We start from the raw sequence: 23,517 nt of genomic DNA on the forward strand, positions 1-23,517 counted from the left end.
GGCCCGGTTCGCCTCGACGTGGCCCCGGCCGTCCGGCCGGTCGAACGGATCCGTCATCATTCTTCTCCCTGCGTCGCGCGCATCGGTGCCGAACCGTTCCGGCGCAGCAGGGGCAACTGCCGCTGGACGAGGTCGCCGAGTTCCGCGGCCCGGTCGCGGTAGTAGAAGTGGTCGCCGGGCAGCAGGGCGATCGTCGCCGGCCCGACGGTCAGGTCCGCCCAGCCGCGCAGGTGCTCGGGGGTGATGTCCGGGTCGGCGTCGCCACCGACGACCAACATCGGGCAGCGGAGCGGCTGTGGCGACCCGACGTGCCGTGCGGCCAGCAGTGTGTCGGAGCGGATCGTCCGGATCGCGAGACGCAGCATCTCCGGGTTGTCGAGCAGCTCGTCGGTCATGACGTTCTCCTGGCGGAGCAGGGCGACCCACTGCTCGACGTCGCGCGACTCGATCTCGTCGGCGCGCAGCGTCGTGACCGCCGTCGGCTGGGCCGACGAGATCACCACCAGCTCGACGTGGCGGCCGGAGCGCGTGAGCCGGTGCGCCAGCTCGAAGCAGAGCAGTCCGCCCAGGCTGTGCCCGAGCAGCACCAGGTTGCCGGCGGCGTGCCGGTCGATCTCCGTTGCCATCTGGTCGGCCAGGTCGTGCAGGCTGGCCGTGGCCGGCTCACCGATCCGGGGCCCCCGCCCCGGATACTGCAGGACGAGGGTCTCGTCGGCGGCAACCGCCACGTGCCGCAGCAGGTCGTACACGGAGTAGGCGCTGCCGCCGCCGTACGGGGCCACCACGATGGTCCGGGTGGCCCGACCGGCGGGCCTGCCCGCACCGCTGCGGTACCGCCACAGCCCTCGCGTCATCGGCTCCAGCGCCATCCGGCACACCCACTTTCCTCAATGGGTCTCGGCCCAGTGAAGCACCCGGCTGTGGAACCACTGTGGAACCGGCGTGGAAGGCGGAACCGGTCGCCGGGCACCGGTCCCCCGGCGACGTCGGACAAGTCGGAAACGCCGACCAGGCTCGGTCCGGACCCGTCCGGCCGGGCGCACCGCGCACCCGGCTACGGCCCGGCCCTTTCGGCGCCGTGGGACCGTCCGCCTTTGGTGGAGGCCGAGTGCGCGCGTTCCACCATCGGTTGAAGACAGGGCCGCCCCATCAACGACATGATCTGGAGAACTCGCCTGGCCGCGGTTGACCGGTACGCGGCTGCGCCGGGCCGCATCGACCCTGCCGAGCAGGTGCTTCCGTCGCCGCGAGTGAGGGATGAGCATGACACCGACCGAATCGAGCCGTGGCGTCGGCGGCGACGCCGACACCCTGCTGGCCGGCTTCGCCCACTCCGTGCGTCGTCATCCCGACCGGACGGCCGTCGTCTCGGACGAGCGGGTGCTCACGTACGCCGAGCTGGACGAACTCGCCGGGGCCGTCGCCGCCGAGATCCAGGCCCGGACCGACGAACCCGGTGCCCGCATCGGCATCTTCCTGCCCCGTTCCGCCGATCTGGTGCTGGCGGCGATCGCCGTGATCAAGGCGGGCCATTCGTACATCCCGCTTGATCCGGGCAACCCCCGGGCCCGGCTGGAGCGCATCCTCGAGGTGGCCGAACCCGCCCTGGTCATCACCACCGGCGACCTGGCGGACGGCCTGCCACCGGAGACCGCGGTGCTCCGGCTGCACCACACCCGGCCACCGGGCCTGCACTACTCGGTGCCGTCGGTGGACGTCTCCACCTGCGCGTACATCATCTTCACCTCCGGAACGACCGGTGAGCCCAAAGGCGTACGCATATCGCACGGCAACGTCCTGCACCTGCTCCGGTCGACGGATTCCCTCTTCGCGTGCGACGAGCACGACGTGTGGTCGATGTTCCACTCCTTCGCGTTCGACTTCGCCGTCTGGGAGATGTGGGGGGCGTTGCTCCACGGCGGGTGCGTGGTCGTCGTACCGGAGCGCGTCGTCCAGGACCCGGCCGCCTTCCGGCGCCTGTTGCGGGACCGGCGGGTGACGGTGTTGAGCCAGACGCCGACCGCCTTCTACCAACTGGTCACCGAGGAGCAGAGGCACGACGACCGGCTGTCGGTACGTCGGGTCGTGTTCGGCGGCGAGGCGCTGCGCTTCGCCACCCTGGCACCGTGGATCGCCAAGTACGGCGACGAGGCGGTCGAGCTGATCAACATGTACGGCATCACCGAGACGACCGTCCACGCCTCCTACCGCCGGATCCGCGAAACCGACCTGCGCCAGAGCGCGAGCCTCATCGGCGTCCCGCTGCCGAACTCCTTCATCCGGCTGGTCGACGACCAGCTCGATCCGGTGCGACCGGGGCACGTGGGTGAGATCGTCGTCGCCGGGCCGGGGGTCGGGCTCGGGTACCATGCCCGGCCCGACCTGACCCGGCAGCGGTTCCTCGACCTGACCGACGACGACGGGCAGTCGGTCCGCGGCTACCGGTCCGGTGACCTCGCCCGGCTCCGACCGGACGGCGACCTCGAGTACCTGGGCCGAGCCGACAGCCAGGTCAAGATCCGCGGGTTCCGGATCGAACTCGGCGAGGTCGAAACGGCACTGGTCCGACAGCCGGCGGTCCGCGCCGCCGCGGTGGCCGTCCGGACCCTCCCGACCGGGGACGAGGCACTCGTCGGATACGTCGTGCCCACCGAGGACGGCGTACCGGACCAGCGCCGGCTCCGCGACGATCTGTCGCTCGTCCTGCCCGGGCACATGGTCCCGGCGACCTTCGTGGTGCTGGACGCGCTGCCCCTCACCGGCAACGGGAAGCTCGACCGGGCGATGCTGCCCGATCCGGTCCTCGGCGTCGACGCCGGCCGCGCTCCACGGTCGCTGCCGGAGGAACTGCTCTGTCAACTCTTCGCCCAGGCCCTCGGCCGCCCGACGGTCGCCCCGGACGACAACTTCTTCGTGCTGGGCGGACACTCGCTGTCCGCCGTCCGCCTGACCAGCCGGATCAGGGCGGTCCTCGGCCTGGAGGTGAGCATCCAGGAGCTGTTCGAGTCGCCCACCGTCGCCGCGCTCACCCCGAGGATCACCGCCACGACCGACCGCCCCCCGTTGACCCGGTGTGCCCACGGTGACGAGGTGCCCCTGTCGCCCGCGCAGCGGCATCGCTGGTCGCTGCGCCAGGAAACCGGAGCCGCGCCGGCCGACCAGGTGTCGTCCGCGCTCCACCTGACCGGCCGGGTCGACGTGGCCGCGCTCGACGCCGCGCTCACGGATGTCATGCGCCGGCACGCCGTGCTCCGCACCCGGTTCTCGGAACACCATGGGACACCCGTCCAGCGGATCGTCGATTCTGAGTCGATCCAGCCGCCGCTGGTCGTCGAGCCGGTGGACGCGGAGAAGCTGGCCGAGTCCGTCACGGCCGTCGCCCGGGAGCCCTTCGACCTCCGGCAGGACCCGGCCGTACGGGCCAGGCTGTTCCTCGTGGACGAGAACCGGTCGGTGCTGGTGCTGGTGCTGCATCCCATCGCCGCAGACGAGTGGTCACTGCCTCCCCTGCTGCGCGATCTGGCCGAGGCGTACGGTGCCCGGCTCGCCGGTCGCCCGCCGCGCTGGCAGCCGATGCCGGTGCGGTACGCCGACCACGTCGTGTGGCAGCGGGACCTGCTGGGCGACGCCGACGATCCGGACAGCGTCGCGGGGCGGCAGTTGGCCTTCTGGAAGGGGTACCTGAGCGGAATACCGGACGAACTCGCTCTGCCGGCCGACCGGCCGCGACCGGCCGACCCGCGGTCCCGCGTCGACCTGGTCCCCGTCGACATCGATGCCGACCTGCATGTCCGGCTCGCCAGACTGGCCGACGCGAGCGGCACGACCGTCGACATGGTGCTGAAGGCGGCACTGGCCGCGCTGCTCACCGGGCACGGCGCGGGCACCGACCTGCCGCTCGCCGTCCCGGTCCCCGGACGGACCGAGGCGGCCCTGGAACGGCTCGTCGGGCTCCTCGGCAACACGCTGGTGACGCGGGTCGACACCGCCGGGGACCCGACCTTCGCGGAACTGCTGGTCCGGGTACGAACCGCAGACCTGGCCGCGTACGCGCACCAGGATCTGCCCTTCGCACGGCTGGCCGAGCGACTCGACCCGGTGCGCTCGACCGGCCGGCACCCGCTGGCCCAGGTCATGGTGGGCACCCGGCCCACGGTCGCGCCCGACTTCGCCCTGCCCGGGCTCGGCGTGGCGGTGGAGTCGATCGGCGACGACACCGCGGCGTTCGACCTGTCGTACCGGTTCGAGAAGCGGCGCGACGCCGACGGCCAGCCACAGGGGGTGTGCGGCACCCTGGAGTACCGCGTCGACCGGTTCCGCCGGGAGACCGTGGCGCGCCTCGCGGTGGGCCTGGTACACCGGTTGGAGCAGGTGGTTGCCAACCCTGCCGTCCGGCTGAGCCAGTTCGACGACCCCGAGGCCGGGTAGCGCTCTGCCAGGTTGTTCCGGTGTGTCGCCTGTAGGGCTGGCCGGCGGTGTTCGGCTATCACCAGCGGCCGGGATACTCCGCGTGGATGTCGCCGTCGAACAGCCGCCAGCAGAATTCGTTCATCCGCACCGCGGCGGGGGCGTGCCGGGCAAGGATTCCCGCCACCGCCGCCGGCACGCCCTGCGGAATGTCGCCGCTCGCGCACCGGCGCACGTACCTGTCGCGGGCAGAAGGACCGCCGCTGACCGGCGCCGGCACCCCGCACACCGTGGTGACCAGCCAGTTCACCAGCCGCATCGCCGCGTAGTCGGCATCGTGGCCGACGTGGTGTGCGACAAAGTCGCGCTCGGCGTCCGACAGGTCGAACCGAGGCGATGTGGCCAGCCCGAAATCGACGAGGTGGATCCGGTCACCGTCGACCCGCAGGTTGCGGAAGTGTCCGTCCATATGCAGCAGCTCCCGGCTACGCAGGAACGCCACGACCTCGAACATCTGCCGCTCGAACGTCTCGGCCCTGCCGACCGGGTCGTCCAGCCAGTCGAGCAACGGATGGGGGACGTACTCGAGAAACAGCACGAGGCTGGAGGCCGCGCCGGCCAGTTCCTCGAAGCGGACGCGCACGGCCGGGTCGCCGCCGAACTGGGCGACAACGGCGTCGATGTCACGGTGCTCGGACGCGACAGGCGGGCGGCCGGGTAGCACCCGCCAGTGGTACAGCAGCGGGAAAGACTCCGCCTCACCGGCGAGGACTCCCGCTGTGACGATCATGTTCGCGGCCAGCTCGCGCCAAGCGCCGAAGCCCGGGCCGGCGAGGCGGTACATGCCGTACTGGCAGAAGGGCGGCAGGTCGAACAGGTTCGCCGTGCTGTGCGGATGGGCCAGCTCCCGATCGGTGATCGGGATCCGCTTGGCGAACACCGGCACGCCGTCGACATCGAGCACAAAGGAGTCTCCGCCCACACCCACGGCGCTGGTGGGAGCGGCGTGGAGAAGCGCCGCCAGGTCGTCGTCATCGCGGGCGGCGAGCGAGGTCGAAACGAGATCGTGGCGGAAACGTCGGGCGGTGAGCATCGCACCCATCATGCCAGCGGGTTGCGCCCCCGACGCTTCGCCTTGGCCTCCACACCGTTCAGGCACCGCCACGACGCGAGACGACTCGACGATGCTCAGGTTGCCGGCCGGGGCTCAGGGGGCGGCGGCGATGTGGTGCCGGAGTACCGGCGGGCGGCGGCGACCAGGTCGGCCGGGTATCCGGCGTTCGCTCTGTCGATGATGTCGCGGGGGCGGCCCTGTTGGACGGGTACGCCTTGGTGCAGCACGACGATCCGGTCGCAGCTCTGCACCGCCTCGCCGAGATCGTGGGTGATGAACAGGACGGCCAGGCCGGTGCTGTCGGCGAGGTGGCGCAGGGTGGCGGCGATGCCGGCCCGGGTGGACACGTCGAGCATGGAGGTCGCCTCGTCGGCGATCAGCAGCACCGGTTGACCGACGAGTGCGCGGGCGATGGCGATACGTTGACGTTGCCCGCCGGACAGCTGACCGGGTCGGCTGATGAGCAGTTCGGTACCGGGTAGGCCGGCCCGTTCGAGGGCCTGGGTAACCCGGTCGGCGTGCAGGTGGCGGGGCGTGCCGGCGATCCGTAGGGGTTCGGCGACGAGTTGTGCGACGGTCATCGCCGGGTGCAGGGCGGCGTACGGATCCTGGGCGACGAAGCCGAGCCGGTGCCGGACGGCCCGCAGCCGACGCCCACGCAGAAGCCGCAGGTCCTCGCCGGCCACGTGGACCTGGCCGGTGGTGGGCCGTAGCAGGCCGAGCAGGATCTGCGCCAGGGTGCTCTTGCCGCTGCCGCTCTCGCCGACGATGCCGACGATCTCCCCCGCCCGGAGCTGCAGGTCGACACCGGAGAGCGCGGCGGCCTGCCGGTGCCGGGTCCGGTAGACGTGACCGACGCCCGTCAGATCGACCACCGGTTCGGCCGCCGTCCCGGAGCCGACGGCCTTGCCCGGCCCCGGTGTGGCTGGCTCGGTGGGTGCGGGCGGTGGGGACACGGTCGGGAACAGCAGCGGCCGGTCCTCGCCCAGATGGTGACAGGTGACCATCGCGTCCCCGAGCGCCGCCGGGAGGGGTGGTTCGGTGTGGCAGGGCTCGCTCGCCCAGGGGCAGCGCTCCACGAAGGGGCAGCCGGCAAGGCGGTCGGGCTGGGCCGGTGCGGTCCCGGGGATGCTGGTCCAGGGCGCGGTCGGGTCGAGTGACGGCGTCGCGGCGAGCAGTCCTCGGGTGTACGGGTGGTGGGGGTGGCCGTTCGCCGGTCCGGTTTCGACGAGGGTGCCGGCGTACATGACGGCCATCCGGTCGGCGATTCCGCGCAGGGCCGGCAGGTCGTGGGAGATCAGCAGGAGGCCGACCTCGTGGTGGGCACGCAGGTCCGCGAGCAGGTCCAGGATGTGGTTCTGGGTGACCAGGTCCAGCCCGGTGGTGGGCTCGTCGGCGATGAGGAGCTGCGGCTCGCCGGCCAGCGCGAGGGCGATCGCCACCCGTTGGCGTTGCCCGCCGGAGAGGTGGTGCGGGTAGGCGCCGGCCGTGTCCGTGGGCAGCCGGACCTGCTGGAGCAGGTCGACCGCACGGGCGGCGGCCGCCGAACGGGAGGCCCGGGTGTGTACTCGCACGGATTCGACGAGTTGGTCGCCGACGCGGCGGACCGGGTTGAGTCCGGTCATCGCTCCCTGCGGCACGATGGCGATCCGTCGGCCGCGTACGCCGTACCAGTCGGGGCCGGTGAGGTCGGTGAGTCGCAGGTCGTCGAGCCGGGCGCTGCCGGCGATGGTCGAGCCGGGCGGTAGCAGGCCGAGCAGGGCCTTGGCGATGGTGGACTTGCCGGAGCCGGTCTCGCCGGCCAGCGCCACGATCTCGCCGGCGTCGACGTCGAGGTTGACGTCGCGGCTGGCGGGGTGGCCGTTCGGGTAGTGGATCGTCAGATCCGTGATCGTCAGCATCAGCGGGCCTGCCGGAAGGTGGGGTTGAGCCGGTCCTCGGTGGCCACGCCCACCAGGGCGAGGGCGGTGACGGTGGCGACGATGGCGACGCCGGGTGGCAGCGCCCACCACAGCCACGCGTCGGTCAGCATGGCGCCCCGGACCGACGCCCAGTGGATCATCGTGCCCCAGCTCGGTGTGGTGGGGTCACCCAGTCCGAGGAAGGCCAGGCTCGCGTCGAGAACGATGGCCGTCATCGCCGCCCGGACGAAGACCGGCACGAGCAGCGGGGCGACGACCGGGGAGGCGTGCCGCACGAGCAGGTACCAGGTGGACGCGCCCATCGCCCGGGCGGCCTGCAGGTGGCCGCGGGACCACGCGGCGAGCACCCCGGCGCGGACCAGCCTGGCGGGTCCGGCCCAGACCAGGGCGGCGACCACCGCCGCCCGTACGCCGAGGCTCTGGCCGAGGAACGCGGCCGCGACGATCAGCAGCGGCAGGAACGGCAGGGCGAGGACCAGGTCGACGGTCCGCATCAGGATCGCGGCGGCCCAGCCGGGTGCCAGGCCGGCGACCCCGCCGACCAGCGCCGCCGCGATGGTGGCGATGCTCGCGACGAGCAGGGCGATGCCGAGGGAGCCGCGGGCGCCGATCACCAGTTGCGCGAACAGGTCCCGGCCCAGGTCGTCGGCGCCGAGCCAGCGGTCGGCCGACGGTGCCGCGTACGGCTTGGCGACCCGCTGTCGGCCGTCGGTGCCGAGCAGCCACGGGCCCACGAGGGCGGTGGCGGCGAGGGTCGCCAGCAGGACGCCCCCGGTCCAGCCGGCCAGCCGGCCGGCCCTCACGACCGGCCCCGCCCGCGGACCCGCGGGTCGAGCAGCGGGTACGTCAGATCGGCCAACGCGTTCATGACGAGCACGGTGACGGTCAGCGTGAGGAAGGTGCCCTGCATCATCGGATAGTCCCGCCCCTGGATGGCGTCGAAGGTGAGCCGGCCCAGGCCCGGGTAGGCGAAGACGGTCTCGACGACGAGGGCGCCGCCGACCAGCCAGCCGAGTTCCATCATCAGCTGGGTGTGGACCGGCAGCAGCGCAGGGCGCAACAGGTGCCGGGTGACGACCCGTCGCTGCGGGATTCCCCGGGCGTGGGCGTGTTCGACGTGCGGGGCGTGCAGCGCCGAGGCTATCGAGAAGCGCGTCACCAGGAAGAACTGGCCGATCCCGGTGGCCACGAGCACGCCCACGGGGAGGACGAGGTGGATGGCGATGTCGCCGACTGCGGCAAGCCCGGTGTGCCCCGGGGAGGAGACGCCGAAGGTGGGCAGTGCCCCGAGATGCACGCCGAAGAACAGGATGCAGAGCATGCCGAGCCAGAACGCGGGCGCGGCGTCCAACAGCAGCACCCCCGCCAGCAGCAGGTTGCCCTTGCCCCGGCCACGCCGCAGGCCGGCTAACACGCCGAGCAGGACGCCGACGGCGGCGGTGAGCAGCACGCTGGTGCCCACCAGCAGCAGCGTCCAGGGCAACGCCGCCCCGATCGCCTCGATGACCGGCCGGCCACCGTTGAACGACTCGCCGAGGTCGAGCCGGGCCAGGTCGCGCAGGTAGCGGGCGAACTGCACGTGCAGCGGCTGGTCCAGCCCGTACGCGGCGACGACCTGAGCCCGGGTCGTGGCGTCCAGTTGACCGACGTCGGCGCCGCCGAGGGTCCGCAGCGGGCCGCCCGGCAGCGCGCGAGGCAGGGCGAACGTGACGGTCACCGCGACGGCGAGGACCGCCAGGTAGCCGCCGGCCCGGCCCAGCACGGCACGGGCGAGCCCGGTCCGGGCCCGGGCCGGGCGCGACGCGACGGTCATCTCAGCCGGGCAGGGCGACGAGGGAGTGCTTGTTCAACGGTCCCCCGCCCTGCTGGTAGACCCAGCCGGCGAAGACGTCGCTGCGGTAGGCGTACGCCCCGGCCGGGTAGTACAGGGTGACGAACGGCGTCTTCGCCGCCAGCAGCTGCTGCAGTCGCCCCGCCGCTGCCTGACGGTCGGCCAGCGTGGTCGTTTCCAGCAGCTGCTTCGCCGCGGCGTCGAGTTCGGTGTCGGCGATGCCGGTGACGTTGTGATGCCCCAGCTTCGGATCGGTGGCCGCCAGCGCGGCGAGCTTGGCGTAGTCGATCATCGTGGGCGCCGCCCAGCCCCAGATGGCAAGGTCGTAGTCGCGGCCGTTGGCCACGTCGAAGCCGGGCCACACCTTCGCGTCGACCGAGTCGGCGTCCATCGACCGTACGGTCGTGCGGACACCGATCCTGCCGAGCATCTCGGTGATGAGTTCGGCGGCGCGTACCCGGTCCGGGCTGTCGGCGTAGACGAGCAGTTCGAAGGCGAGCGGCTTGCCGTCCAGGACACGTACGCCGTCGGCACCGGGTGCGGCGCCGATCGCGTCCAGGGCGGCGGCGGCCGCGGCCGGGTCGTGGGTGTGCTTCAGGTTGGCGTCCGCGCCGGGTGCCTCCGGATGCCAGAACCCGGGGCTGCCGACGGTGCCCTGCCCGAGCAGGACGGTGTCGACCAGGTCGGTGGTGTCGATCGCCGCGGAGATGGCCCGGCGTACCTCGACCCGGTTGAACGGGGCCTTGCCGTCGTTGAAGGCCAGTAGCGTGCTGGAGAAGTTCGACCCGGTAGCCACCTTGATGCCCGACTGTTGGGCCAGTTGGTCCTTCAGGTTGGGTGGGACCTCGTCGGCGACCAGGTGCACCTCGCCGGTACGCAGCGAGGCGAGGGCGGTCTGCTGCTCAGGGATCACCGAGACGGTGAGCTTGTCGATCCGGGGCTTACCGATCGGGTACGTGGTGTTGGCCGTCAACTCGTACCGGCGGTCCGGTTGGTAGCTGGTCAGCCGGTACGGGCCGGTGCCGACCGCGGCCGACAGCGGCGCCTTCTCCGGATCGGCCACCCCCGACCAGATGTGCCGGGCCAGCACTGGCATGTCCGCGAGCAGCCGGACCGGAAACTCCGGGTCCGGCTTGCCCAGGGTGATGACCACCGCGCCGTCCTGTGCCTTCACGTTCGTGACGTTCGCCAGCGGTGTGGCGAACCGGACGGTGTCGTGCTTCCGGTAGTAGTCGATGGTGAACACGACGTCGTCGGCGGTGAACGGCTTGCCGTCGTGCCAGGTGACACCGGTACGCAGCGGCAGTGTGAACACCGTGCTGTCCGGACTCGTGCTCACCCCGGTGGCCAGCAGGGGCGTGGCCCGGTTACCGGTGTCCAGGACCAGCAGCGTGTCGAAGATCAGGCTCATCAGGTGGTAGCCCGGATAGCCGGTCGTGTACGTGTAGGGGGTCAGCGTCCCCTCGTCGCCGGCGACCGCGATGGTCAGCGCCGAGGCGGTCTGCGGCTCATTCCTGGTGGCCGAATCGCCCCCGCCGCCGCCGGCACAACCGGCGATGGCGAGCAGTAGCCCTGCGGCCAGAACACGCAAGGCGGGCATGCCTCGTCGGCGGGCGCGGTGTGACACGGGCGGTTGACCTCCTGGTACGGGGCCGGGCACCTGACGGGGCCAGCCGGCTATCGTCGGCACTCCCACGATCCGGTGGGCACGAAGAAGGAGCGGTTGATGGGTAGTCGGGTCCTGCTGATCGGCGTCTACGGCATGGAGATCGTCGAGTGCGGCGGCGCGCTCGCGGCGAACCTCGCTGCCGGGGGCGAGTCGCACGCGGCGCTGATGGTGTGCGACGAGGACATGCGTCCGGGCGTGAGCGCAGCAGCCGACGTCCTCGGGGTTCCGGTGGAGTTTCTCGGCTTCCGGCAGGGACACGTCGCCGTCGACGAGGCCCACAAGCGCGCCCTGGTCAAGGTCATCCGCACGGTGCGCCCGTCCATCGTCATCACCCAGGACCCGGAGCACTCCCTGACCGACCTCGACCCCGATCGGCGACCGGCGATGACCCTGGTCCTCGAGGCGCTCGGCCTGGCCGGTCGCGGGTTCGCCGCCGACGACGGTCTCGCTCCCCACCCGGTACCGACGATCTACTACATGACGCCCTCGCGAGCCAACTGCGTGGTCGACATCGCCCCGTACTGGCCGTTGAAGGTCGCCGCGATGAACAGCCTGCGCAGCCAGCTCGAGTTCTCCGCGGCCCACTGGGAGAACGAGCTGCGCCCCGCCGACCTCGAAGCGCTGGTCCCCGGGTACGCCCAGCTCGAGGACGCCTACGAGCGCGGACGGGCCCTGCACGAGGTCCTCGACCGGGCCACGCACATCTACCACGGTGTCGGCCACCACGGCCGGTACGCCTTCGCCGAGGCGTACCGGCGCGAAGGTGACTTCCATCTGCCTGCCCTCATCGAATAATGCCTGGCAGCGGCTACGCAGGAGGCCGCTTCAAGGTCATCGACAGTCTGGCCACTATTGCCAGTATTTGGCAATAGTGGCTATCGAGGCAAAGCGCGAAGGCGTGCTTCATCACACTGCAGGCCGGGCTGGATCCCGACCGGGCGGCCCCACCGCAGGATCAGCCGCACGCAACCGAGCGGCGCGCCCTGGTCGGCCCGGAGAAGCACACTGTGACGTGCGTGGGGCCACCGTCTCACCTGGGTGGACGCGACGACGTCCAGCCTTGTCGGCGCAACCGTTCGATGCCGTCCAGTAACAGGTCCAGAGCGAACTCGAACTCGAACTGGTCGTCACAGCCCTGGCCGACGACCGAGGCGTCGTCGTGTGACGCCGCGGTGGCGATCGCCGCGAGGTGTGGGAACTGGGCGGCGGCCTCCGCCGGAAACGCCGCCGGCGGTTCAGGCTCGGCCATGCCGGACCGACCGGCGCGCCGGGAAGCGTCGAACAGCTCCTGGCTGAAGCCCAGCATGCGACTGCCCATCGCGTGCATCACGTGGTGGGCGAGGTCTGTGGAGAACCCGCCCTTCCGGAGCGTCCCGACCATCGAGTCGAGGTAGCCGAGGATGGCCGGCGTCGCCTCGTTGCGCGACTCGATCGCGATCGACGCCCAGGGGTGGCGCAGCAGCACCTCCCGCGCCGAGAGGATGCGCTCGCGGATCACCCGCTTCCAGTCGGCGTCGAGCACCGGAGGATCGATCTCGCCGACGACCACGTCGATCATGCCGTCGAGCAGCTCGTTCTTGTTCGCCACGTGCTTGTAGAGGGCCATCGGCACGACGCCCAGGTCCTGGGCGAGGTTGCGCATGCTGAGGGACTCGATCCCGGCCTCGTCGGCGAGCGTCACGGCGGCGCTCAGGACGCGATCTCTGCTCAGCGGCGCCCGACGCAGCGTCTCAGCCTGCTCAGCCATCACGGTCCTCCACTTCCTGCCGGCGGTTGAACCCTAGCCACCTTGACAGGTGTACGGCGTACACCTACCTTGTTTCCTAGAAGGTGTACGCCGTACACCTGGAAGGGAGAGAGATGAAGGCGATCGTCCAATACCGATACGGTCCGCCGGAGATGCTCACCCTCGCGGACGTCGACGCGCCGGTGCCGGCGGCCGACGAGGTGCTCGTGCGGGTCGAGGCCGCCGCGCTCAACGCGTACGACTGGCACGTCATGCGCGGCGATCCACGGCTGGCGCGCCTGTCGATGGGCCGGTCAGGGCCGCGGGCGCGGATCCGCGGCCGCGACTTCGCCGGCCGAGTCGAAGCCGTCGGCCCCGACGTCCGACAGGTACGACCTGGCGACGCCGTCTTCGGCGACCTGGGCGACGCCAACGGCGCGTTCGCCGAGTACGCATGCGTGCCCGAGACCCTGGTCGCGCGCAAGCCCGGGAACCTGACGCCGCAGCAGGCGGCCGCCCTGCCGCTGGCCGGCGTCACCGCGCTCATGGGACTGCGCGATGTCGGGCAGGTCGAGCCCGGCCACCGCGTTCTCGTCAACGGCGCGTCCGGCGGCGTAGGCACCCTGGCCGTCCAACTGGCCAAGGCGCTCGGCGCGACCGTGACGGGGGTGTGCAGCACCCGCAACGTCGACCTGGTGCGCTCCCTCGGCGCCGATCACGTCGTCGACTACACCCGCGACGACTTCACCCACGACGCCGGCCGCCACGACGTCGTGTTCGACCTGGTCGGCAACCGTTCCCTCACCGCGCTCCGGCGAGCGCTGGCCCCGACCGGGACGCTCGTGCTCTCCGGCGGCGGCGTCTATCGCGGCGGCAGCCTCGTCGGACCGGTCTGGCTCATCGCGCGCGGGCGCCTGCTGGCGCCCTTCGTGCGACACCGCATCGCCATTCTCACCACCGCACCCAGCCGGCAACACCTCGACACGCTCCGCGCCCACGCCGAGGCCGGCCGCCTCACCCCGGTCATCGACCGGACGTATCAGCTGCCCGAGGTTCCCGAAGCCATCCGGTACGTGGAAGGCGAACACGCGCGGGCGAAAGTGGTCATCACCATCTGACCCCCGACGGATGCCAGACGCCTTCCGCCGTTCCTGGTCTCACCGAAAGGCACCGCCATGATCAAATTTACCCGTTCACTTCCGCGCACCGCGCCCACCGACTCCACGGCCCCGCTCGGCGGTCCGCGCACGGCCACGACGGCGGGTGTCGGATGAACCGGCACACCGCCCCGGTCACCCGACCGGCAGCACGGCGCCCGTCGGGTGACCGGGACGGGTCGAGCTGGCACCTTCCGGTAGCGCTGGTGGCCCTCGTCCTCATCCCGGTCGTCGCCGGGTCACTGCGGCTTCTCGAGCTCGCCGGCGGCCCGCAGCTGCTACCCACCAACCCGCGCATCGATTCCTCACCGGCGCCCGTCGTGGTACACGTTCTTGCCGCGGCCCTCTACGCCTTCCTCGGCGCGTTCCAGTTCTCCGCCCGGCTGCGTCGTCGCCATCCGGGCTGGCACCGACGGTCCGGCCGGATACTGATCGTGGCCGGCCTGATCGTGGCCGCCTCCGGGACCTGGATGACACTGTTCTACCCCGACGCCCCGGGCGGTGACCTGCTGTGGGGCATCCGGCTCCTGGTCGGATCGGCGATGGCCGCCAGCATCGTTCTGGGGTTCACCGCGATTCGCCGTCGCCATGTCGCCACCCACCGCGCCTGGATGATCCGTGCCTACGCCCTCGCCGTCAGCGCCGGCACCCAGGCGTTCACCCAACCCATCGGTGAGACCCTGTTCGGCACGAGCGACCTGAGCACCGCCCTCTCCGTAGGGTCCGGCTGGATCATCAACGCGGCCGTCGCCGAATGGGTCATCCAGCGCCCAGCCGGCCGCTGGGCCCGGCACCGCCGCACCCCCACAACCCGGGATGGTGACCCGGCGTGCCCGTCCGGCGCGACCGGTTACCGCGTCACGGGCAGGGCGTCCGCGCGCAGACATCGATGACTTTGCCGGTGAGCAGGAACACCGCCTTCTGTTTCTGGGCTCCGGCCTGGGCGCGCGGGAACTCGTGCGAATCGTCGCCGTACTCCGGCCCGGCCGGGGCGAGGTTGGTCGGCGGTGGCGCGTACGCCGCGCCGCTGTTCCAGACCACCATCGCCGAGCCGCTGTACGGGTACCTGCGGATCGGCGCGATGCCCCAGAACGGCCGCACGTCCGGCGACCAGCCGCCGTCGAGCGCGGGGGTGTGCAGGCGGGCGCCGATGGTGCGCGCCTGCACCTCGGCAGTGGCGGTGGAGACCTGCTGGTCGCCGAAGGCCACGTGCATCAGCACCCGGTGCGCCGGGGTGCGCGGCAACGGCCGGTCGGTCATGTGCTGGGCGTACCCGTTGGCCTCGGACCGGTCCCACAGCATCTGGAGCAGCGCGAGGATCAGCTGCTGGTCGGCCTTGTCCGGGTAGTTGCCGTCCATGATCGCCTGGAACGGGGCGAAGTCCTTGCTGCGTTGCAGCAGCGTGGAGTAGTTCATTCCCGGCACGCCGAGTACCGACCGGGTCCAGTCCTGGGCGATGGCGGTGAGCGCGCCGCCGTTGATGCCGCCCTGGCTGTTGCCGTCGTAGCGCAGCCCGCCGGCCACGTCGATCAGCGGCCGGGCGCTGGCGTCCCGGAACGCCGGGTGGGCGGCGAACCCGCCCGGGTGGATCATCGCCCGGCCCAGGAAGAGGAAGTTCAGGAAGCTCTGCTGCACCCGGTCCACCACCGCCGGAAAGGCACTGAGCCCGGTGAAGGCGCCGGCCACGTAGGGGACGTCGGCGGCGGCCATGCCGATCCAACTGGTCGCGCAGAAGGTGAAGTCGTACGTGTTCGACATCGTCTTGACGTTGCCGGCGTTGATCTCGGTCGGCTTGCCGAGCAGGCCGTGGCCGTAGAGCGAGAGGTGCGCCGGTTTCGCGGCGGAGGCACTGCGCGGGATGTTGCAGACGAAGTCCGCCGCCACCGTCGTTCCGGACGGCGTGGGCAGGGCGTTCGGCGTCGGTGGCGTCCCGTCGCCGCCGGCCGGCCCGTAGTGCAGCCGGGAGCCGGGCCCGCCGTCGCCGGTCAGATAGGACGGTACGCCGATGGTGCCGGTCACCTGCCGGGCGATCAGCGGCTCCTGCTCCGGCGGGTAGTCGGTCACCTGGGTGACGGTGAACGACGGTGCGGCCCGGCGGAGGGCGGCGAACGCGCCATCCCGGATCGCCAGCATCCGCCCGGTCAGACCGTGCCGGCTGGCCACGGTGAAGTCCCAGGCCAGGTAGAGGCTGTGCCGCTTGACGCCGGCTCTGGTCAGGTCGGTGAGGATCCGCTTCATCTGCGGGACGCGAGGGTCCCGATGGCCGAGGCCGGCACCGGTCACGTACGCCGTGAACGCCTTCGGCGCCGGGATCAACGCCTCGTTGCCGTCGCGCATGCCGCGCAGGCCGACGACGTACCGGGTGCCCTCGGTCAGCGCCACAGCCGGCCGGATGATCAGCAGTTGCCGGTCCGGCTGGCCGGCCGCGTGCGCGTCCAGCTCGGCCCAGTACGGCGTACGCTTGCCGGTCCGGGCGTCGAGCAGCACGATCGGCGCGTCCGGCGCCAGCGAGCGGCCGATGTCGGTGACCGGCGCGATCCCGGTCGTCGCGGGGTCGAGGCCGGGCACGCGCACCAGGATCGGCGAGCCGGGACTGAACCCGTCCTGCCGGTTCCATTCCGTCGGGTCGATCGGGGTCCCCTGCGCGTTGGCGGGCATCGCGGAGGCCGGGAACCGTACCCGCTTGCCGGTAGGGCTGGTCCGATCCGGCACGGTGAAGTAGTCGTTCGGGAACGGCAGCAGGCAGGCCGTCGGGTCGATCGGGTCGCACGCCCGGTGCCCGGCCGGTGCGGGAGTCGCGGGCGGCGCCGCGGCGGCACCCGCGCCGAGCAGGACAGCGCCTGCGGTCACCAGCACGGACACGGCGAGGCGGAGCCGTCTGAGTGTGGTCACGCGCATCTCCTTCGACACTGGACGGTGGTCCGATGCAGGGGCTGACGGTGGTGGGTGAAGCGTGGTGTCCTTCCTACGCTCGTGAATGGATCTCGGCAAGGGGCTACGGGCCGGCCCTTGTCCCGCGGGCGCCCCTGGTGACAGGAGCACCGGATCATGCGCCGCGCCCTCGCCCGGGGCTCGTCACGAGGTCCTGTGCTCCTGGCTCGCATCAGGCGACGTGGCCACGATGAAGCAGACCGGGTTCGTGAGCCGGATCCGACCGTCGGCGTCCCGCCGGGTGTCCAGTTCCGCAGCGAGCTGACGTTCCAGGTCAGGACGGCGTTCCTGCGGGATCATGTCCCAGAAGAGGCGTAGACCCTGCGCGTACGTCCAGCGGACGAACTCCTCCCCGGACGCCGCGACGAGTGGCACATCCTCGACCACGACCCGCGGCTCGACGAAGCCCGCGCCCCGCAGGTGCCGGGTTATGGCATCAGCCTCGTCGGCTGCGTCGAGTGCGTCAGCCGTACCGGCTGCGGCATCGGTCGCGGCGAAGTCCCGCATGGCTCGTTGGAAGAACTCCAGCGCGATCTGCGACCCGTCCCCTTCGGTGACGGCTCCGGGGACGGCGAGGGCGATCCGCCCCCCGGGACGCAACAGCCGGGCGTAGTTGGCCAGGGTGGCCGGGTGATCCGGAACAAGGGGAAGACTCATGCTGGCGGTGATCAGGTCGAACGTCCGCGGAGCGAAGGTTGGTGCCCGGCCGTCCATGACGACCGCCCGAGCGTTGACGGTCCCGCGCCGGTCGATATCCCCCTGGAGGAACCGGATCATCCGAGGTGCCAGGTCGATGCCGGTGACCTCGCCGTCCGGGCCCGTCGCGGCCGCGGCCGGGAAGAGGACGGCGCCGCGGCCGGTGCCGATGTCCAGGATGCACTCACCAGGCGCTACCGCCGCGTGGCCGACCAGCCTGCTGCCGACCGGTTTGAAGAAGGCGGGACCGATCTCGTCGTACACCTCGGCGACCGTGTCGTAGACGGCCCACAGCTGATCAGTCATGGTCACTCCGTACTAGCGGCGGCGCGGTGGTCGCCGTGCCGATGGTTCCGGGGCCGTTGGCGTCCGGCTGCTTTTTCCGCACGCTGAGGAAGTGCAGCTGGAGCGGCAGGCCGACGACGACCTGGGGCAGGACCTGCTGGGCGTGGAACAGCAGCGCAAAGCCGAGGGCGGCGTCCGGCGCGACGTGCAGCAGACCGAGGCAGTAGACGGCACCGACCTCGAACGTGCCCAGGTTGGCGGGTGCGCCGGGCAGGACGTTGGAGAAGTCGATGAAGAAGACCACCAGAACGACGGCGGCCACCGACAGACCGATGTGCAGCGCACGCATGACCGCGTAGGCGGCGGCCACGTCGATCATCTCGCCGACGAGAATGAGGCAGGAAGCCGAGCTGAACCGCAACCGGTCCTTCAGGAAGTACATGCCGTCGACCATGCTGTGCAGCATCTTCGGCAGTCGGTTCGCCCGGGCACGGTAGGCGGTCACCACGAGCAGACCGAGCAGCCCGAGCATGAGGGCCGACACGCCGATGACGAAGCCGGTCACCCAGCCGGGCAGTCCGGGGACCAGGAACGGCGTGGCCAGTGCCAGCAGACCCATGCAGGCCGCACCGATCGTCTTCTTCAGCACGATGAGCGCGCCTGTGATCCCGACCGGAACGCCCTCATGTTTGAGCATCCACAGGCGGAGCAGCTCACCGGCGCGGGCCGGGCTGATCGACGACGCCGCCTGCGCGGCGAACTCGTATCGCAGGAGCCGGCCGGCCGGCGGCTGGTGTCGGGGGCCCAGCATCACCACCCAACTGCCGGCCCGGACGACCTGGGCGACGAGGTTGAGCAGCACCGCGACCACCAACAGCGGCACATCCACGCGGGTCAGCGTGTCGCTGAACGCGCGCGCGTCGAGCCCGCGCAGAAACCACCACAGCGAGATGACGGTTGTCGCGATGAGCGACACCCGGACGACGAGATCCCACCGTTTCCTCGGCGACACCCCCCGGGGCTCACTCATCGGGGCAGACGGGGTCGGCGGCCACGGAGGTCGGCAGCCGCCGGGCAGCGGCACTGTGCGGCCACAACGCGCGCTCGGTGGCGTAGAAGCGGAGCAGGTCAGGGGGATGGATGCCCAGTTTCACCCGAATCTCGCCCAGCGGCCAGGCGAGCAGGTCGCGCCACGGCACATCGCCGAGCGGCTGGATCCTCTGGTGAGCCGCGAAGCGTACGGCCATCTCGAACAGCAGCAGGTCGTCGCGGCTCAGCCGCCACGGCCCGCGGTACAGCGTGGTGGCCGCGAGGGTGAACAGCTTCTGCTGCCACCGACTGAGTCGTCCGCTGGAGCCCATCGTGGCCCCGAGCACGAAGGCCTCATCGGGCGGCAGGGTGCCCCGGCCGAGAATGATGTGGATGCTGTCGTGGCCGAACAGATCGACGTTGCCGGGCAAGGCGACCGGGCTCGCCGGGTTCTCCAGGAGCCGGACGTACCACGGGACGACGGAGGGATCGTCGCCGGGCATCCCGGCGTGCGCCTCCGCGAGCGTCGCGGAGTCGTCGAGACCGGGCACCCAGTCCGACAGTGCTGGCGGAGTTGTCACGAGGTGCTCCCCTCCGTCAGGTAGACGAGTCCGCGGGTGCCGTCGACGGTGACGAGCTGGCCGTTCTGAATGACCTTGGTGGCGTTGCCGGTGCCCATCACGGCTGGGATGCCGTACTCGCGGGCGACGATGGAGCCGTGAGACAGCGCGCCCCCGCTGTCGGTGATGATGCCGCCGGCGATGCCCAGCAGCGGGGACCAGGCAGGCGTGACGTACGAGGCGACCAACACGTCGCCGGCTCTCACCTCGTTGAAGTCCCGCACCGAACTGACGTGCCGGGCGGTCGCGGTGACCCGACCGGGACTGACCGCGAACCCCCTGAGATCGGCCGACGACTCGTCGAGGTCCTCGCTGCGGCCGAGAAAGGCGATCGGTAGGAAGTCCACGCCGGCCACCTCCACCCGCAGTCCTCGGGGCACCTGCGCGGGCGGTGACACCTGGCGCTGCCGCTCCCGCAGTTCCCGCCGCAGGCGTACGGTTTCGGCGAGATCGGCCGGCCGGTCCCCTGCTCCCAGGACGCGCAGCTGCTCGGTCAGCTCGTCGCCGCTGAGGAAGAAGACGTCGTCGGCGGCGCTCAGCGCGCCCGCATCGGCCAGCCGCCTGCCCAGCTCGAGATACCCACGCCGGATCGTCGGCCAGCCCATCGTGAAGTAGTGCAGCGCCTCGTCCCGGACGTGGGCGTAGTAGCGGGTCCAGCGCAGCAGAGCCCGGAGCACGGCGCGTCGGACCGGCTTGCGGCGCAAGCCGCGCAACAACGTCGTGCGGGACTCTTCCCGCTGGCGGGCCAGGTCGCGCAGGCGGTCGTGCAGCGAGCGGAAACGACCCTCCCGGTACGCCTTGAGGGTGGTCAGGAACGCCGACGGATCCTCGACCGGCGTCGGCTCGGCGAAGTCCAGCTGGTACGCCTGATGCGCGTACCGCTCCAGGAACTGGTCGAAGCCGTCCGGTGGCCCGTCCCCGGGCCCGTCGGCCGTGGCGAGCTCGAAGAGAGCGGCGTCCATCTCGGAGGCTTTGGTCGGGTATCCCTGCAACAGCACCGCGAACCCGTCCTCGGCCGCCTCCGGCGGGGCCAGAAAGCGGTACAGGCGGTCGAGCAGCCACTCGCCGCCGTTCCAGTACCAGGCGAGCCCGCCGAGCAGCGCCCAGTACACCGCGCTGAGTTCCTCGGCCTCGTCGATGACGGCGAGCACGCCGCGGGTGGTCAGCGTGGCGGGGGTGATCCTGCGCAGCGCCTCGATCCGCTCGATGTGGTGCGGCAGCAGGGTCGTACGCCACTGGCGGTCGAGCCGGGCGAGATGGAAGCGGAAGAAGGCGGCCACGAGCTTGCCGGTCTGGACCGGGTGCCGCTTGAGTCGGGTGTCGAGCCGGATGTAGGCGTACCCGTTGATGGTGCCCGACATCGGCTCCGGCAGCAGGCGGTCGACGCGCGGGTCCCGACCGGACCAGTTCTGCTTCCACTCGCGTACCAGGCGGGGGAAGAGCGTCGTCGCGAAGAGCGGGGACAGCGGCTCCGGCAGCCACGAGTCGCAGATGCTGATCCGTGCCCACTCGGCGCCCTCGATGGGGCTGCGCCAACGGACGTCCTCGGGCAGCACCACGTCCCGGGTGAGCGGGCGTGCCTGCAGGATCGCGAACCGGCCGTCCGTGATCGCCCACTCGATGTCCTGGGAGGCGCCGAAGTGCTCCTGGACCGCGATGCCCAGCCGGGCGAGCGCCACGGCCTGATCCCCGGTCAGCGAGGGGGTGTCGCGCAGCTCGGGCGGGACGTCGACGAAGGTGGCGCCGTCCTCGGTGGGCGTGACCATGAGGGGTTTGTGGGAGTGTTCCGTGCTGAGCAGCCGATGGCCCTCGCGGTCCACCACGTGGCGGTCGGGTGTGACGACGCCGCTGACCACCGCCTCGCCGAGCCCCCAGCTGGACTCGATGACCACTGGTTCGGTGACCGCCGCGGTCGGCGCGGTCACGAACATGACACCGGCGGCGTCGGCGGGCACCAGGGCCTGCACGACGACGGCCATGCGTGCCTCGGCGTGCGGCAGTCCCACCCGGTCCCGGTAGTGGATGGCGTGGACGTCCCAGAGCGAGGCCCAGCAGCGCAGCAGCGCGGTCACCAACCGGTCGAACGTCCGGACCCCCAGCTCGGTGTGGTACTGGCCGGCGAAGCTGGTGTCCGCCGTGTCCTCCGAGGTGCCGGAGGACCGGACCGCGACGGCTCCGCCGGCCGGGCACACCGTCCGGAACGCCTCCTCCAGGTCGGTGAGCAGGGTCGCCGGCAGCTCGATCGCCTCGATCGCCGCGCGCAGCGTTCCGGCGGCCCGCTCGTCCTCGCCGGCGAGCAGGGCCAGGTGCGGCGCCACAGCCGGCTGTGCGAACCGTTCATAGACCGAGGTGGGCACGCAGAACCCCGGCGGCACCGGTACGCCGACGCCGATGAGCTCGCCCAGGTTGGCGGCCTTGGCGCCCACGGTCGGCGTGTCGTCCCGGCCGACCGCCGACAGCGCGATGACGTCAGGCATCGTCGGCCACCCGTCGCACCCAGTGCTGGTAGTGCTTGCGGAAGGCGCGGATACCGCTGTCCCGTTCGACGTAGATGCCGTGCCGGTCGCCGGTCTCGAGGGTGTTGAAGATCGGCAGATCCTGGTTCGACGTGACGGTGATCTCCGGCCGGTGCACCAGGTAGTTCCGCAGGTCGCGCAGCCGCCGGCCGCTCGGTTCGAGGGCGACGGCGATGTGCTGCACCGTCCGGTTGGGGGCGACCGGCGTGGTGGCGAGCAGCAGCCGGTACTGGATCACGTCGTCGGCCCAGTAGGTGATGCGCTGCCCGGCCGGCCAGCCGTCGACGCGCAACACGAACTGCTTGGCATTGATCCCCAGCAGGTTGGCGAGGGCGCCGAGCCTGCCGGTGTAGGCCGGCCAGGTCAGCTCCGCGCCCATCCACGCGCCACCGAGGATGGGCGGCCCGTGTCCGGTCAGCTCGTCCGGCCGGTCGAGGATCCGCAGGCTCGGCTGGTCGGTGACGTCGAGGCCGTGCAACTCGACGAGGTGGTCCGGGTCGTACGTGTTCTCCAGGATCCGCCGGACGGTCGCTCCGGTGAGGTCGGCCAGCCGGAACCCGCGGGCGAACCCCGCTCCGGCGTCCAGCGCGGGGAACTCCGGCAAGGCGAACATCGGTTCGGCGCTGCCGTACCACACCCAGACATAGCCGTGACGCTCCGCTGTCGGGTACGCCCTGACCCGGGCGCCGCGCGGGATGCGGTCGGTGCCCGGAACAGCGACACAGACGCCGTCACCGGTGAACCGCCAATGGTGGAACGCGCACCGCAGCGTCCCGTCGACGACCTTGCCGTCGGCGAGGCTGGCGCCCAGATGCGGGCAGGCGCGCGCCATCACCGTGGGGCGACCGCTGCCGTCCCGCCAGGCCACCAGGCGGCGGCCGAACAGCGTGATCGCTTTCGGCGTACGCCGCAGCCGGTCGGACGGCAGCGCGACGTACCAGCTCGCCGCCAGGTTGAAGCCACGGTCCGTACGCGTGCCGGCCGGCTGGTTCTGCACGGTCATCGCCCCGCACCGCCGACCGGTCCGGCGGGAACGGGACGCGAACCGGTCAGAGCCGGTGGCGCGCCGTCTGGTCGAAGCGGGTGACGAAACGCCGTTGCCACGGTGTCTCGACGGCCCGGTGCAAGTAGTGCTCGCGGACGTAGGCAACGGCCTCCGCAGGGGGCACGCCGTCGAGGACCGCCAGGCACGACAGCGCCGTCCCGGTACGCCCGAAGCCGCCCCCGCAGGCCAGCTCGACCCGTTGCGTCCCGGCCCGGTCCAGCACCTCGCGCAGGACGCCGACGAACTCCGTGCGGTCGGCCGGCAGCCAGAAGTCCCGCCAGCGGACCCAGCGGCTCTCCCACGTCACCGGGCTCGGCGGGGAGCCCACCAGGTAGACCCCGAACTGCGGCTCGGGTCCGTCCGGCAACGGCTGCCGCAGGCCGCGGCCGCGCACCAGCCGTCCGGACGGCAGTCGCATGACACCCGCTGCGTTCGGCTGCCAGCCGGCTTCGGTCATTCGGAACACCCTCTCCACTACTCGGCCTCGGGACCGGTCCGGGAGAAAGCCTAGGCGACAGATTCCCCGAACCGGGACGACGGGACAGGAATCGCTCGTCGACGTCACAGCC

General features: G+C 71.6%; 18 protein-coding genes. 4 read left to right on the plus strand and 14 right to left on the minus strand.

All coding sequences use genetic code 11. The features are described 5' to 3' along the window. Window positions 1-56 precede the first annotated feature (56 nt). A complete protein-coding gene (locus OG559_RS30350; protein WP_405110350.1) occupies window positions 57-869 on the minus strand; it encodes a thioesterase II family protein in 813 nt (270 codons plus the stop codon). Between the two features lie 394 nt (window positions 870-1,263). Here OG559_RS30350 and OG559_RS30355 point away from each other — a divergent pair, with 394 nt between their 5' ends. After that, on the plus strand, window positions 1,264-4,428 hold the full coding sequence (locus tag OG559_RS30355; RefSeq protein WP_405110353.1) for an amino acid adenylation domain-containing protein: 3,165 nt from the start codon (window positions 1,264-1,266) through the stop codon (window positions 4,426-4,428). Between the two features lie 58 nt (window positions 4,429-4,486). On the opposite strand, the gene OG559_RS30360 is transcribed toward OG559_RS30355, so the two are convergent. The 5 genes from OG559_RS30360 to OG559_RS30380 all read right to left on the minus strand — a co-directional run bounded on the left by OG559_RS30360 (window position 4,487) and on the right by OG559_RS30380 (window position 10,874). Then, window positions 4,487-5,500: a serine/threonine protein phosphatase gene (locus OG559_RS30360; protein ID WP_405110356.1), complete on the minus strand. Its 1,014-nt coding sequence runs from the start codon at window positions 5,498-5,500 to the stop codon at window positions 4,487-4,489. Window positions 5,501-5,595: 95 nt separating this feature from the next. Continuing rightward, the gene (locus OG559_RS30365) at window positions 5,596-7,422 is read right to left on the minus strand and encodes an ABC transporter ATP-binding protein (RefSeq protein WP_405110359.1); all 1,827 of its coding nucleotides are present in this window, start codon (window positions 7,420-7,422) and stop codon (window positions 5,596-5,598) included. Further along, a complete protein-coding gene (locus OG559_RS30370; protein ID WP_405110361.1) occupies window positions 7,422-8,246 on the minus strand; it encodes an ABC transporter permease in 825 nt (274 codons plus the stop codon). The genes OG559_RS30365 and OG559_RS30370 overlap by 1 nt, the downstream gene beginning before the upstream one ends. Then, window positions 8,243-9,256 (minus strand): ABC transporter permease, encoded by a 1,014-nt coding sequence (locus OG559_RS30375; protein ID WP_405110364.1) that lies wholly within the window; start codon window positions 9,254-9,256, stop codon window positions 8,243-8,245. Before OG559_RS30375 ends, OG559_RS30370 begins: the two co-directional genes overlap by 4 nt. Window position 9,257: 1 nt before the next feature. After that, the gene (locus OG559_RS30380) at window positions 9,258-10,874 is read right to left on the minus strand and encodes an ABC transporter substrate-binding protein (protein ID WP_405110367.1); all 1,617 of its coding nucleotides are present in this window, start codon (window positions 10,872-10,874) and stop codon (window positions 9,258-9,260) included. 126 nt (window positions 10,875-11,000) lie between these two features. On the opposite strand from OG559_RS30380, the gene OG559_RS30385 reads away from it, so the two are divergent. Beyond that, window positions 11,001-11,738 (plus strand): PIG-L deacetylase family protein, encoded by a 738-nt coding sequence (locus OG559_RS30385; protein ID WP_405110369.1) that lies wholly within the window; start codon window positions 11,001-11,003, stop codon window positions 11,736-11,738. Between the two features lie 235 nt (window positions 11,739-11,973). Here OG559_RS30385 and OG559_RS30390 read toward each other — a convergent pair whose 3' ends face one another. Then, a complete protein-coding gene (locus tag OG559_RS30390; RefSeq protein ID WP_405110372.1) occupies window positions 11,974-12,690 on the minus strand; it encodes a TetR/AcrR family transcriptional regulator in 717 nt (238 codons plus the stop codon). A 113-nt stretch (window positions 12,691-12,803) separates the two neighbouring features. Here OG559_RS30390 and OG559_RS30395 point away from each other — a divergent pair, with 113 nt between their 5' ends. Together OG559_RS30395 and OG559_RS30400 are read left to right on the plus strand one after the other, a co-directional pair. Beyond that, window positions 12,804-13,787: an NAD(P)-dependent alcohol dehydrogenase gene (locus OG559_RS30395; RefSeq protein ID WP_405110375.1), complete on the plus strand. Its 984-nt coding sequence runs from the start codon at window positions 12,804-12,806 to the stop codon at window positions 13,785-13,787. Between the two features lie 245 nt (window positions 13,788-14,032). Next, entirely contained in the window at window positions 14,033-14,719 is a 687-nt protein-coding gene (locus OG559_RS30400) for a DUF2306 domain-containing protein (RefSeq protein WP_405110378.1), read from the plus strand. Here OG559_RS30400 and OG559_RS30405 read toward each other — a convergent pair. The 7 genes from OG559_RS30405 to OG559_RS30435 form a co-directional block, all read right to left on the minus strand. Further along, window positions 14,685-16,718, minus strand: coding sequence for a hypothetical protein (locus OG559_RS30405; RefSeq protein ID WP_405110381.1), 2,034 nt, complete (start codon window positions 16,716-16,718; stop codon window positions 14,685-14,687). The two genes, OG559_RS30400 and OG559_RS30405, sit on opposite strands and share 35 nt — an antisense overlap. A gap of 183 nt (window positions 16,719-16,901) precedes the next feature. Then, window positions 16,902-17,759, minus strand: coding sequence for a class I SAM-dependent methyltransferase (locus OG559_RS30410; protein WP_405110384.1), 858 nt, complete (start codon window positions 17,757-17,759; stop codon window positions 16,902-16,904). After that, entirely contained in the window at window positions 17,752-18,768 is a 1,017-nt protein-coding gene (locus OG559_RS30415; protein WP_405110387.1) for a lysylphosphatidylglycerol synthase transmembrane domain-containing protein, read from the minus strand. The genes OG559_RS30410 and OG559_RS30415 overlap by 8 nt, the downstream gene beginning before the upstream one ends. After that, window positions 18,761-19,348 carry a hypothetical protein gene (locus OG559_RS30420; protein ID WP_405110389.1) on the minus strand — a complete coding sequence of 196 codons (588 nt, stop codon included), beginning with the start codon at window positions 19,346-19,348 and terminating at the stop codon, window positions 18,761-18,763. The genes OG559_RS30415 and OG559_RS30420 overlap by 8 nt, the downstream gene beginning before the upstream one ends. Next, a complete protein-coding gene (locus OG559_RS30425) occupies window positions 19,345-21,864 on the minus strand; it encodes a PEP/pyruvate-binding domain-containing protein (protein WP_405110392.1) in 2,520 nt (839 codons plus the stop codon). Before OG559_RS30425 ends, OG559_RS30420 begins: the two co-directional genes overlap by 4 nt. Continuing rightward, window positions 21,857-22,906 carry a Rieske 2Fe-2S domain-containing protein gene (locus OG559_RS30430; RefSeq protein WP_405110395.1) on the minus strand — a complete coding sequence of 350 codons (1,050 nt, stop codon included), beginning with the start codon at window positions 22,904-22,906 and terminating at the stop codon, window positions 21,857-21,859. Before OG559_RS30430 ends, OG559_RS30425 begins: the two co-directional genes overlap by 8 nt. Window positions 22,907-22,952: 46 nt before the next feature. Beyond that, the gene (locus OG559_RS30435; protein WP_405110398.1) at window positions 22,953-23,405 is read right to left on the minus strand and encodes a protein phosphatase; all 453 of its coding nucleotides are present in this window, start codon (window positions 23,403-23,405) and stop codon (window positions 22,953-22,955) included. Between the last annotated feature and the right edge of the window lie 112 nt (window positions 23,406-23,517).

Origin of the sequence: Micromonospora sp. NBC_01405, assembly GCF_045040155.1 — a bacterium.
In the GTDB taxonomy this organism is placed as follows: domain Bacteria; phylum Actinomycetota; class Actinomycetes; order Mycobacteriales; family Micromonosporaceae; genus Micromonospora.